The 12823-nt window shown below is 72.5% G+C and carries 9 protein-coding genes; 3 read left to right on the forward strand and 6 right to left on the reverse strand.

The window, feature by feature from the left end:
* Positions 1-872, reverse strand: an 872-nt coding sequence (locus ACFVQG_RS18570) for a maltotransferase domain-containing protein (RefSeq protein ID WP_383383864.1), incomplete at its 3' end; no start/stop codon positions are given.
* A 206-nt stretch (positions 873-1078) separates the two neighbouring features.
* A complete protein-coding gene (locus ACFVQG_RS18575; RefSeq protein WP_383383867.1) occupies positions 1079-2290 on the reverse strand; it encodes a S8 family peptidase in 1212 nt (403 codons plus the stop codon).
* 291 nt (positions 2291-2581) lie between these two features.
* Between ACFVQG_RS18575 and ACFVQG_RS18580 the strand changes: the two genes are divergently transcribed.
* The gene (locus tag ACFVQG_RS18580; protein WP_383383870.1) at positions 2582-5206 is read left to right on the forward strand and encodes a glycosyltransferase family 1 protein; all 2625 of its coding nucleotides are present in this window, start codon (positions 2582-2584) and stop codon (positions 5204-5206) included.
* Positions 5207-5210: 4 nt separating this feature from the next.
* Here the strand turns inward: ACFVQG_RS18580 and ACFVQG_RS18585 are convergent, their stop codons facing one another.
* The 4 genes from ACFVQG_RS18585 to ACFVQG_RS18600 form a co-directional block, all read right to left on the reverse strand.
* Positions 5211-7445, reverse strand: a complete 2235-nt coding sequence (locus ACFVQG_RS18585) for a HelD family protein (protein WP_383383872.1) — start codon at positions 7443-7445, stop codon at positions 5211-5213.
* Between the two features lie 232 nt (positions 7446-7677).
* Positions 7678-8022: a thioredoxin family protein gene (locus ACFVQG_RS18590; protein WP_383383874.1), complete on the reverse strand. Its 345-nt coding sequence runs from the start codon at positions 8020-8022 to the stop codon at positions 7678-7680.
* The gene (locus tag ACFVQG_RS18595; protein ID WP_383383877.1) at positions 8019-8405 is read right to left on the reverse strand and encodes a MerR family transcriptional regulator; all 387 of its coding nucleotides are present in this window, start codon (positions 8403-8405) and stop codon (positions 8019-8021) included. The genes ACFVQG_RS18590 and ACFVQG_RS18595 overlap by 4 nt, the downstream gene beginning before the upstream one ends.
* Positions 8406-8479: 74 nt before the next feature.
* Entirely contained in the window at positions 8480-9910 is a 1431-nt protein-coding gene (locus ACFVQG_RS18600) for a cation:dicarboxylate symporter family transporter (RefSeq protein WP_383385520.1), read from the reverse strand.
* A 131-nt stretch (positions 9911-10041) separates the two neighbouring features.
* Here ACFVQG_RS18600 and ACFVQG_RS18605 point away from each other — a divergent pair, with 131 nt between their 5' ends.
* The gene (locus tag ACFVQG_RS18605) at positions 10042-11661 is read left to right on the forward strand and encodes an ATP-binding protein (protein ID WP_383383879.1); all 1620 of its coding nucleotides are present in this window, start codon (positions 10042-10044) and stop codon (positions 11659-11661) included.
* Positions 11658-12353, forward strand: coding sequence for a response regulator (locus ACFVQG_RS18610; RefSeq protein ID WP_383383883.1), 696 nt, complete (start codon positions 11658-11660; stop codon positions 12351-12353). The genes ACFVQG_RS18605 and ACFVQG_RS18610 overlap by 4 nt, the downstream gene beginning before the upstream one ends.
* Positions 12354-12823 lie beyond the last annotated feature (470 nt).

Consider the following 12823-nt stretch of genomic DNA (forward strand, 5'->3'; position numbering starts at 1 on the left):
TTGCGGAACGTGGTCCCGATCGGGTGGACGGGCGGCAGGTACACCACGTCAAAGCCCATCGCCGCGATCGCGGGCAGCCGACGCGCGGCGGTACGGAACGTCCCGTGCGGCTGCTCCGGCGTGCCCTCCGAGCGCGGGAAGAACTCGTACCAGGCGCCGTACAGGGCCCGTTCCCGCTCCACCAGCAGCGGCAACTCGTCCGAGGCGGTGACCAGCTCGCGCAGCGGGTAGCGGGCGAGCACCGCGTCCACCTCGGGCGTCAGCGCCGCGGCGAGGCGGGAGGCGGCCGGACGGGACTCGTCGCGCAGGGCGTCGGCGGCGGCCTGGACGGTGGCGCGCATCCCGTCCAGCGCGGGCACTTTGGCGGCGGCCCGCTCGTGCAGTCGTGCGCCTTCCTCCAGGACCAGGTCCGTGTCGATCCCGGCGGGGACCTTGATCCGGGCGTGGTGCCGCCAGGTGGTGACCGGATCGCCCCAGGCCTCGACGGTGTACGTCCACCGGCCGGGTGTGTCGGCGGTGACGGTGGCGCCCCAGCGGTCGGTGCCGGGGGCCAGCTCCCGCATGGGCGTCCAGGGTCCTGGCCGTCCTTCGGGATCCTTCAGTACGACATTGGCGGCGACGGCGTCGTGCCCCTCGCGGAACACGGTGGCCGAGACCTCGAACGCCTCGCCGGTGACGGCCTTGGCTGGTCGGCGTCCGTGCTGGACGACCGGGCGGACGTCCAGGACCGGTATGCGCCCGACAACGGTGTCGGCGCCCACGGAGGGTGGCTCCGGGGCGGGCGGACCGGCGTCGACGGGGCGCGCGGGGAAGGCCTGGTGGTCTTCCGCGCTGGGTGTCGGGGGTGCTGACGAGTGGTGCGTGGCGGGCATCACCGCTCCTGTTTCCGCGTCAACGTGGGTGGGCGGACGGCATGTGGGAGGTGGGCCATGCGTGAGGTGCCTGCGGGGTGTTCCGCAGGAGCCTTCCCACCCTATTCGGGTGAGCAATCCGGCACTTTGTTAACTACTCACGCGTATGTCTACACACAAGACCGGCCCCGACCGAGAGGGACGGAGCCGGTGGCCGGACTGTGCCACTAAGCGCCTGGTATGTGCAGAAGTCTGTTCGGTGAGCCACGGCCCTTGCCGGACACCTTTGCGGTCGCCGCGCCCTCGGTGAGCGCCCGGGAGACCTGGGCGGGCGAGGCCTTCGGATGGTCGGCGAGATACAGCGCGGCGGCCCCCGCGACGTGCGGCGACGCCATCGACGTACCGGAGAGGGTGGACCGTGCGGTGTCGCCGGTGTGGGCGGCCGAGGTGATCGCCACGCCCGGCGCGAACAGGTCCAGTGCGGGGCCGTGGTTGGAGAAGACGGCGCGGGTGTCGTCGCGGTCGGTAGCACCCACGGTGATGGCCTGGGACACCCTCGCGGGTGAGTGGAGAACGGCCGGAAGTCCACCGTTGCCCGCGGCGATGGTGTAGGTGACACCGGAGTTGATGGAGTCGCGTACGGCGTGGTCCAGCTGTGCGTTGCGGTGGCCGCCCAGGCTGAGGTTGGCCACGGCGGGGCCGGGGGTGTGGCGGGCGTGCCGGGTGACCCAGTCGATGCCCGCGATCAGCCGGGAGGTGGTCCCGGCCCCGGCGCTGTCGAGCACCCGCACGGCGACGACCTCGGCCTTCTTGGCGACGCCGAAGGTGCGGCCGACGGCGGTGGCGGCGACATGGGTGCCGTGGCCGTTGGCGTCGTTCGCGGTCCGGTCGCCGCCGACGAAGTCCCAGCCGTCGCGGGCCCGGCCGCCGAAGTCCCGGTGGCCGACGCGGACGCCGGTGTCGATGACGTAGACGGTGACGCCCTCGCCCGCCGACCGCGGCCAGGTGAAGCGGCGGTCCAGGGGGAGGCTCGGCTGGTCGACGCGGTCCAGGCCCCAGGAGGGCGGGGTGCGCCGGGTGCCGCCGACGAGGACACGGGTGTCCTGGACGACGGAGGCGACCGCGGGGTCGGCGGCGAGGCGTTCGGCCTGTCTCTCGGTGGCGTGGACGGCGTAGCCGTTGAGGACCGTGCCGTAGGTCCGGCGCACGCCGACCCCGTACCGCTCGGCGACGCCCTTCCCGGCCGCCGACCGGGCGTCGGTGTCCCCCTTGAGGGTCACCAGGTAGCTTCCGCTGACGGATCCGGGTTCCCCGGCGCCGAGTACGTGCCCCTCCGGGGCGGCCCGCGCGGGTGCGGCGGTGACCGAGAGCGCCGCCGTGCACAGCACCGCGGTCAGGCCGCACACCCAGCGCGGACGCCGTGCCCGCGTCCGTGCCATGGTCGGGACCCCCTCCTCACCTAGGCGCCCTCCTGCCCCCGTTCGCCGGAGGTGCCCGGCGTGGACCGGTACCCCCCTGGGCAGCCTCTCGTGCGGGGTGAAGCGCCACAAGGACGCCTACGGGGGCGGAATCGGCCATATCGGCCAGGATGGGCGAGGGAAGGTTGCGGCGATTTCCGGACGAACTGTCGGGTGACACTCCCAGCGGGAGCGGTGCCGACGCCGGTACCGTTCTGCGTCAGACGACGAGACCGCCGACGGCGGTCTCTTCCACAACCACCGAGGTGGAATGTGAAGGCGATCCGTCGATTCACCGTCCGTCCCGTACTCCCCGAGCCCCTCCAGCCCCTGATCGATCTCGCACGCAACCTCCGCTGGTCCTGGCATCCGGAGACCCGTGACCTGTTCCAGTCCGTCGACCCCGAACGCTGGGCCGCCTCGGACGGTGATCCGGTGCGGCTGCTGGGCAGCGTGGCGCCGGAGCGGCTCGCGGAGCTGGCCGGGGACCGCCGCTTCCTGCGCCGCCTCACCACGGTCGCGGGCGATCTGCACGACTACGTCAGCGGCGACCGCTGGTACCAGGCGCAGTCCTCCGAACTGCCCGCCGCCATCGCCTACTTCTCCCCCGAGTTCGGCATCACGGCCGCGCTGCCCCAGTACTCCGGCGGCCTCGGCATCCTCGCCGGTGACCATCTGAAGGCGGCCAGCGACCTCGGCGTGCCGCTGATCGGCGTCGGACTGCTCTACCGGCACGGCTACTTCCGCCAGACCCTCTCCCGGGACGGCTGGCAGCAGGAGCACTATCCGGTCCTCGACCCCAACGAACTGCCGCTCACCCTGCTCAAGGAGGCCGACGGCACGCCCTCCCAGGTCTCCCTGGCGCTGCCCGGCGGACGCTCGCTGGCGGCCCGGATCTGGGTGGCCCAGGTCGGGCGCGTCCCGCTGCTGCTGCTCGACTCCGACGTGGAGGACAACGACCACGGCGAACGCGGGGTGACCGACCGGCTCTACGGCGGGGGCAGCGAGCACCGGCTGCTCCAGGAGATGCTGCTGGGTATAGGAGGGGTGCGGGCGGTACGGGCGTACTGCCGCCTCAGCGGTCATCCGGCGCCGGAGGTGTTCCACACCAACGAGGGCCACGCGGGCTTCCTCGGCCTGGAGCGCATCGCCGAGCTGTGCAACGACGGGCTGGAGTTCGACGCGGCGCTCGAGGCGGTGCGCGCCGGGACCGTGTTCACCACCCACACGCCCGTCCCGGCCGGGATCGACCGCTTCGACCGTGAGCTGGTCGCCCGCCACTTCGGGCCCGACGCCGAGCTGCCCCGTATCGACGTGGAGCACATCCTGAACCTGGGGATGGAGACCTACCCCGGCGGCGAGGCCAACCTGTTCAACATGGCCGTGATGGGCCTGCGGCTGGCCCAGCGCGCCAACGGCGTGTCCCTGCTGCACGGGAACGTCAGCCGGGAGATGTTCTCCGGGCTGTGGCCGGGCTTCGACCCCGACGAGGTGCCGATCACCTCCGTCACCAACGGGGTGCACGCGCCCACCTGGGTGGCGCCGGAGGTGTTCCGGCTGGGGGCCCGGCAGGTCGGCGCCCAGCGCGCCGAGGACGCGCTGACGATCGGCGGCTCGGACCGCTGGGACGCCGTCGCCGACATCCCCGACCAGGACGTCTGGGAGCTGCGCCGCGGTCTGCGCGAACAGCTCGTCGAGGAGGTGCGCAGGCGGCTGCGGGTCTCCTGGCGGCAGCGCGGGGCGGGCACGGCGGAGCTGGGCTGGATCGACGGGGTGCTCGACCCGGACGTCCTGACCATCGGGTTCGCGCGCCGTGTGCCGTCGTACAAGCGGCTGACGCTGATGCTGCGCGACCGGGACCGGCTGATGGACCTGCTGCTGCATCCCGAGCGGCCGGTGCAGATCGTCGTCGCGGGCAAGGCGCACCCGGCGGACGACGGTGGCAAGCGGCTCGTCCAGGAACTGGTCCGCTTCACCGACGACCCGCGCGTGCGCCACCGGATCGTCTTCCTGCCGGACTACGGCATGGCGATGGCGCAGAAGCTCTACCCCGGCTGTGACATCTGGCTGAACAATCCGCTGCGGCCACTGGAGGCGTGCGGGACGAGCGGGATGAAGGCGGCCCTCAACGGCTGCCTCAACCTGTCGGTCCTGGACGGCTGGTGGGACGAGTGGTTCCAGCCCGACTTCGGCTGGGCGATCCCGACCGCCGACGGGGCGGCCACCGACCCGGACCGGCGCGACGACATAGAGGCCGCGGCGCTGTACGACCTGCTGGAGCAGCGGGTGACCCCGCGCTTCTACGAGCGCGGGACGGGCGGACTGCCGGACCGCTGGATCGAGATGGTCCGCCAGACGCTCAGCCTGCTCGGCCCGAAGGTGCTGGCGGGCCGCATGGTCCGCGAGTACGTCGAGCGGCTGTACGCCCCCGCCGCCCGCGCCCACCGGGCCGCCGACCCGGACTCGGCGCGCGAGCTGGCGGTGTGGAAGTCCCGGGTGCGGGCGTCCTGGTCGCAGGTCACCGTCGACCACGTGGAGACCTCGGCGACCGCCGCCACCGCCGAACTCGGCACCACCCTCACCCTCCGCGTCCGCGTCGGCCTCGGCGACCTCGCCCCCGACGACATCGAGGTCCAGGCCGTCTCCGGGCGCGTCGACTCCGAGGACCGCATCGCGGACGCCACGACCGTCGCCCTGAAGGCCGCGGGCGGCCCCGACCTGGAGGGCCGCTGGGTGTACGAGGGCCCCCTGTCCCTCGACCGCACCGGTCCGTACGGCTACACGGTCCGCATCCTTCCGGCGCACCGGCTGCTGGCGTCCGGCGCGGAGGTGGGGCTGGTGACGGTGCCTTCCGAGGAACTGGCCGAGGGGGTGGGGGGCGGGCTGCTGATGCGGTAGCGGGTCAGGCGGACGCCCGTGCCTGCAGCCCTGGCGGCAGCGTCCCGGTGTGCAGCACCCCCAGCCGCTGCGTCGCCCGGGTCAGCGCCACGTACAGGTCGCTCGTGCCGTACCGGCCCGGCTCCACCACCAGCACCGAGTCGAACTCCAGGCCCTTGGCCTGCCGGGGGTCCAGAAGGACGACGGACTGGGTGAGGTCGGGTTCGGTGCCCGCCGTGACGCCGTCGAGGCGGGCGGCGAGCGCGCGGTGCAGTTCGCGTGGGGCGATCACCGCGAGACGGCCCTCGGCCGGGGCCAGTTCCGGGACCGCCTTGGCGACCGCGCCGGGCAGGTCGTCGGTGGCGCGTACCCAGGGGCGTACACCGGTGGAGCGGACCGAACTCGGGGGTGTGAAGCCGGGCTGCTCGGCGCGGACGACCGCCGCCGCGAGGTCCATGATCTCGGCGGGGGTGCGGTAGTTGACGCCGAGGCGGGTGTGGTCCCAGCGGTCCTCGACATAGGGGGCGAGGATGTCGGCCCAGGAGCCGACCCCGGCCGCCTCGGCGGTCTGCGCGGGGTCGCCGACCAGGGTCATGGAGCGGGTGGGGCTGCGGCGCATCAGCAGCCGCCACGCCATCGGTGACAGCTCCTGTGCCTCGTCGACGATGATGTGGCCGAACGCCCAGGTGCGGTCGGCCGCCGCGCGCTCGGCCGCGCTGCGGTGGTCGTCCTCCTCCTGGCGTTCGGCGAAGCGTTCGGCGTCGATGATGTCGTGCGCGGACAGCACCTCGGAGGCCTCCGGGTCGTCCTCCTCCTTGTCGTCGAACTCGTAGGTGCGCGAGGCGTAGGAGACGTCGAGCACGCCCTGCGCGTAGGCGACCTGCGTCTCCCACTCGCGGGCCGCGCGGGCACGGGCGCGGCGGTCGTCCTCGCCGAGGAGTTCGGCCGCCTCGTCGAGGAGCGGTACGTCCGCGACCGTCCACCTGCGGGTCACCGGGCGGCGGATCGCGGCGGCGTCCGTCTCGTCGAGGTAGCCCTCCGGGGCGGCCAGGAAGTCCGCGATCAGGCGCTGCGGGGTGAGCGGTGGCCACAGCTGGTCGATGGCCGCCCAGACCTCGGGGTTCTCGGCGAGTTCGTCGCGGATCTGGGTGAGGTCGGCGGCGTCCAGCAGGCTGGAGCCGTCGTAGGGGTCGGTGCCGATGCGTTCGGCGTACAGCTCGGTGAGGGTGTTGAGGATGTGGCCCTCGAAGTGCTCGCGGGCGGCGTTGTGCGGCAGCTTGGCCTCGCGGGTGCGCTCGCGGGCGACGCGGACCAGGCCGTCGTCGAGCATCAGGACCTCGCGGTCGTGCTCGATCGCGATGACCGGGTCGGGCAGCGCCTGCCGGTCGCGTACGACGGTGGCGAGCACGTCGGCCATCTCGGCGCGGCCCTTGACGGCGGCGGCCTCGGGGGTGTCGGCGGCGGTGGCCTTCACGCCGGGGAACAGCTCGCCGACGGTGGCGAGGAGTACGCCGGTCTCACCGAGGGAGGGCAGCACCTCGCCGATGTAGCCGAGGAACGCCGGGTTGGGGCCGACGATCAGGACGGCCCGCTTGGCGAGCAGTTCCCGGTACTCGTAGAGGAGGTACGCGGCGCGGTGCAGGGCGACGGCCGTCTTGCCGGTGCCGGGGCCGCCCTCGACGACCAGGACGCCCTGGTGCGGGGCGCGGATGATCTCGTCCTGCTCGGCCTGGATGGTCTGCACGATGTCGGTCATCCGGCCGGTGCGCGCGGAGTTCAGCGCGGCGAGCAGCACGGCGTCGCCGGTGGGGTCCTCGTGGCCGGTGCGGGTGGCGTCGCCGAGGTCGAGGATCTCGTCGTGCAGGGCGGTGACCCGGTGGCCGTCGGTGGAGATGTGGCGGCGTCGGCGCAGGCCCATCGGGGTGTGGCCGGTGGCCAGGTAGAAGGGACGGGCCACCTCCGCGCGCCAGTCGATCAGGATCGGGGTGCGGTCGGCGTCGTCGGCGCGCAGGCCGATGCGGCCGATGTGGTGGTCCACGCCGGAGCTGAGGTCGATGCGGCCGAAGCACAGGGAGCCGTCGACCGCGTTGAGCGCGGCGAGCAGCATCGAGCGCTCCGCGACCCGGATGTCCCGCTCCAGCCGGGCCTGCATGGGCTTGTCGCCCTGCGCGAGCGCCTCGGTGACCGCGCTCTCGGCCGCGCCGCGCAGCACGTCCACGCGCGCGTACAGCCCGTCGATGAATTCCTGCTCCCCGCGCATTTCATCGTCTGGAAATTCGGCGTTTGACAATTCCGCTCCCGGCCGGATATACTGTGCTCACTTAAGCTTTTATCGCGACCGATTATTCGAAGTCGCGAACTGCTGAATATACGCAGAGAAATCCCCCGGGCGCAATTGCCCGGGGGATTTTTCGTGGACTGTGACCCTGTACTGCGGCCGTGAACCGTGGCCGTGGACTCTGGCCAAGGACTGCGGCCGTGGACTGTGGCGGCTACCGCGCCTCCGCGAGGCCCTCCGCCAGTTCCTCCAGCAGTCTGCGCTTGGGCCGCGCCCCGACCATCGCCTTCACCGGCTCACCGCCCCGGAAGAGCATGAAGGTCGGCATTGACAGCACCTTGTAGGCGTGGGTGGTCTCCGGACTGGCGTCCACGTCCAACTGCACCACCTTCAGCCGCTCGGCCTCCTCCACCGCCAGCGCGCTGAGCACCGGCGCCATCTGCCTGCACGGCGGACACCAGTCGGCGGTGAACTCCACCAGCACGGGAAGATCCGCGCCGATCACCTCCGCCTCGAAGTCCGCGTCCGTCACCTCGGCCACACCCGCCGCCTTGCTCACAGCTCCCGCCCTCCCAGTTCGCACAACGGTGACACGTCCTCGGCCATGGCCAGCCGTAGCCCGATCTTCGCCCGCACGGCCTGCAACTCCCCGATCAGCGCGTCCAGTTCGTCCAGCTTGCGCCGGTAGACCGCGAGCGAGGCGGGGCACAGGTCCCCCTCGGGGTGCCCGGCCCGCAGACACTCCACGAAGGGCCGGGTCTCCTCCAGGTCGAACCCGAAGTCCTGGAGCGTGCGGATCTGCCGCAGCAGCTTCAGATCGTGCTCGCCGTAGGTCCGGTGCCCCTTGCCGTCGCGCCGCGCGGGCAGCAGGCCGCGGGACTCGTAGTACCGCAGCGTCCGCGTGGTGGTCCCGGCCCGGGCGGCCAGTTCGCCGATTCGCATGCGGACGAACGTACGGCCTGACGCCGACGTCAAGGCAAGACGTCGGCGTCAGGCGAGTGGGCGGTCGCGGGGGCTCAGGCCTTGGCCAGCTCCTTCTCGCCGCCCGGACGCTGCTCCGGGACCTCGTCGGCGGCCGGGGCGGCGCCGTGCCCGTGGTCGTCGAGCAGGGTCTTCTCGTCGAAGGGCAGGCGTCCGGCGAGCACCTGCTCCACCCGCTCCTTGTCGATCTCCTTGGTCCAGGTGCCGATCAGCACCGTGGCGACGGCGTTGCCCGCGAAGTTGGTCAGGGCGCGGGCCTCGCTCATGAAGCGGTCGATGCCGACGATCAGGCCGACGCCGTCCACCAGGGCGGGCTTGTGGGACTGGAGCCCACCGGCGAGGGTGGCCAGGCCCGCGCCCGTGACACCGGCCGCGCCCTTGGAGGCGACCAGCAGGAACAGCAGCAGCGGGATCTGCTCGCCGACCGACATCGGGGTGCCCATGGCGTCGGCGATGAACAGGGACGCCATGGTCATGTAGATCATGGTGCCGTCGAGGTTGAAGGAGTAGCCGGTCGGCACGGTGATGCCGACGACCGGCTTGCTGACGCCCAGGTGCTCCATCTTGGCGATCAGCCGCGGCAGCGCCGACTCGGAGGACGAGGTGGACAGGATCAGCAGGAACTCCCGGCCCAGGTACTTGAACAGGGTGAGGATGTTCAGGCCGGAGACGACCCGCAGCAGCGCGCCGAGCACGATGAAGATGAACAGCACGCAGGTCACGTAGAAGCCGAGCATCAGCACGGCCAGGCTCTTGAGCGCGTCCACGCCCGCGGAGCCGGTGACGGCGGCGATCGCGCCGAACGCGCCGACCGGGGCGGCCCACATGATCATCGCGAGGATGCGGAAGACGAGGCGCTGGATGTGCTCGATGCCCCGCAGGATCGGCTGCCCGGCGTCGCCCATGGCCTGCAGCGCGAACCCGGCGAGCAGCGCGAACAGCAGGGTCTGGAGCACCTCGCCCGAGGTGAACGCGGACACGATCGTGGTCGGGATGATGCCGAGCAGGAACTCGGTGGTGTCCTTGGCCTCGGCCTCCACCTGGGCCTGGCCGGTCTCGCGCACCGCGTCGGTGACGGCGAGGCTGGAGCCGGGCTCCAGGATGTTGCCGACGACCAGGCCGATGCCGAGCGCCACCAGCGACATCACCAGGAAGTAGCCGAGCGCGATACCGCCGACGGCACCGACCTTGGCGGCCTTCCTCACCGATCCGATACCGAGCACGATCGTGCAGAAGATGATCGGCGAGATCATCATCTTGATCAGGTTGACGAATCCGGTGCCGATCGGCTTCAGCTCGACCGCGAAGTCCGGCGCGGCCAGACCCACGGCGATGCCGAGCACCACCGCGATGATCACCGCGATGTAGAGGTAGTGGGTGCGGTCCCGCTTCACGCGGGGCGCGGCTGGTGCCGTATCGGAAGTACTGGCGGCCACGGCTGCCCTCCTTGACGTCTTCGTCGGCATCACCGGCGTGCGGCTCACGTCCGGGGGATGGCTCGGGGAGATGGGGAACGCGGTGACTATCTCCCGGCGTGTGAGGGCGGTCACCCTTCCGTTCATTTAGTTCACGCTTGGGTGCCGTGCACACTGGCGGGGTGCGCCTCCCCGTCCCCCGGCCCCGCAGCCTCGCCGGTCAGCTCTTCGCCATGCAGGCCGTGCTGATCGCCGTGGTCGTGGCCGGGTGCGCGCTGTTCACGTACGTCAGCGACCGCAGCCAGGCCGAGGAGGCGGGGGGCCGCCAGGCCATGGCGGTGGCCCGCTCCGTCGCCGACTCCCCCTCGGTACGGGGAGCGATCGGCACCCCCGACCCGACGGCCACCCTCCAGCCGTACGCTCTGGACGTCATGCGCGACACCGACGTCGACTTCGTCACGATCATGAACCCGGACGGCATCCGCTGGACCCACCCCCGCGAGGAGGAGATAGGGCAGCGGTTCCTGGGGCACACCACGCCCGCCGTGCGGGGCACGGCCTTCACCGAGACCTACACCGGCACCCTCGGCCCGTCCGTCCGGGCGGTCGTGCCGGTCCTGGACGGCGGCCGGGTCGTCGGCCTGGTCAGCGCGGGCATCAAGGTCGAGGCGATCAGCAAGCGGGTGCAGGGCCAGCTGACCGCCCTGCTCGGCGTCGCGGCCGGCGCCCTCGCCCTGGGCGCGGTCGGCACCTACGTGATCAACGCCCGGCTGCGCCGCCACACCCACGGCATGAACGCGTCCGAGCTGAGCCGGATGCACGACTACCACCAGGCCGCCCTGCACGCCGTACGCGAGGGGCTGCTGATGCTGGACGGGCAGTACAGGGTGGCGCTGATCAACGACGGCGGCCGGGAGCTGCTCGGCGTCGCCGGTGACGTCGTCGGCCGGTCGGTCGCCGACCTCGGGCTGCCCGCCCCGCTCACCGGCGCGCTGCTGGCCTCCGAGCCCCGCGTCGACGAGGTCCACCTCACCGCGGACCGGGTGCTGGTCGTGAACACCTCACCGGTGTCCGGCGGCGAGCGGCGCGGCAGCGTCGTCACCCTGCGCGATGTCACCGAGCTGCAGTCGCTGATGGGCGAGCTGGACTCCGAGCGCGGCTTCACCCAGGCCCTGCGCTCCCAGGCCCACGAGGCCGCCAACCGGCTGCACACCGTCGTCTCCCTGATCGAACTGGGGCGCGCCGAGGACGCGGTCGAGTTCGCCACCGCCGAACTCGAACTGGCCCAGGCGCTCACCGACCAGGTCGTGGCCGCCGTCAGCGAGCCCGTGCTGGCCGCGCTCCTGCTCGGCAAGACCGCGCAGGCCAACGAGCGGGGCGTGGAGCTGGTGGTGTCCGGGGACAGCTCCCTCGACGACGGGCTGCTCCCGGCCGACCTGCCGTCCCGGGACCTGGTGACGATCCTCGGCAACCTCATCGACAACGCCGTGGACGCGGCGCAGGGCAGCGTGCGGGCGCGGGTGACCGTGACGGCGTACGCGGAGCGGGGGGAACTCGTCCTCAGCGTCTCGGACACCGGCGCGGGCGTCGACCCCGCCCACGCCGACCTGGTCTTCCAGCGCGGCTTCTCCACCAAACCGGCGGGGCCGGGCGGCCGGGGCCTGGGCCTGGCCCTCGTACGGCAGGCCGTGCACCGGCACGAGGGCACGCTGACGGTGACGGCGGCCGACGAGGGCGGCGCCGAGTTCGAGGTACGGCTGCCGCTGCGGGTGCCTGCCGTACGGACGGGAGCCGACCGATGACGACCGGCGACGAACCGATCCGCGTCCTGGTCGTGGAGGACGACCCCGTCGCCGCCGACGCCCACGTCATGTACGTCGGCCGCGTCCCCGGCTTCGTCGCCGTGGGCAAGGCCCACACCGGCGCGGAGGCGCGGCGCGCGCTGGAGCGGACGCCGGTCGATCTGCTCCTCCTTGACCTGCACCTGCCGGACGCCCACGGACTCCAGCTGGCCCGCACCCTGCGCGCCGCCGGGTACCACGCCGACGTCATCGCGGTGACCTCGGCGCGGGACCTCGCCGTCGTACGGGAAGGGGTCTCACTCGGGGTCGTGCAGTACGTACTCAAACCCTTCACCTTCGCGACCCTGCGCGACCGCCTCGTGCGCTACGCCGAGTTCCGGGCGGCGGCCGGGGAGGCCAGCGGCCAGGCCGAGGTCGACCGCGCCCTCGCGACCCTGCGCGCCCCTGGACCAGTGGCCCTGCCGAAGGGCCTGAGCGGACCGACCCTGGAGCGGGTGACGGACGCCCTGCGGGGGTCGGAGGAGGGGCTCACGGCGGCGGCGCTCGCCGAGACCGTCGGCATCTCGCGGATCACCGCCCGGCGGTACCTGGAGCACCTGGTGGACGCGGGGCGTGCGGGGCGGAGTCCGCAGTACGGGCAGGTGGGGCGGCCGGAGTTGGTGTACCGGTGGGCTCGGGAGCATCCGCGCTGAGGAGGCGGGCGGCTTCGGCGGGGCGTTCGCCCGAGTGAAGGCCTCGGCGGCGGCGAGTCGGCAGGCGCGGGCCGCCACCGGTTCTCCGGCGGCGGTGTGGGCGAGGGCGAGGTTGCGCAGAACGTTGCCCAGCCAGGAGCCGGAACAGGTCGCGGGCGACGGTGATGGCGGCGATCGCCTCCACGGTGCGGCCCGCCTCCCACAGGACCCTCGCCGAGTTGAGCCGCGCCATCGCCTCGCCGTGGCTGTCCGCGTCGTCGTGCAGCAGATCCCGGGCCTCGGCGTACACGTCGAGCGCCTCGCCACCCCGGCCCGCCATCTCCAGGCCGATGGCCAGGTTCATCAATGCCAGTCCCTCGGCGCGCCGATCCCCCGTGTCCCGGAGCAGATCGCGAGCCCTCGTGTGCGCGTCGATCCCCTCCACAGGGCGGCCCACCAGGTCGAGGGCGCTACCGAGACAGTCCTCCGCC

The sequence above is a fragment of the Streptomyces sp. NPDC057877 genome, from assembly GCF_042796855.1.
Classification (GTDB): domain Bacteria; phylum Actinomycetota; class Actinomycetes; order Streptomycetales; family Streptomycetaceae; genus Streptomyces.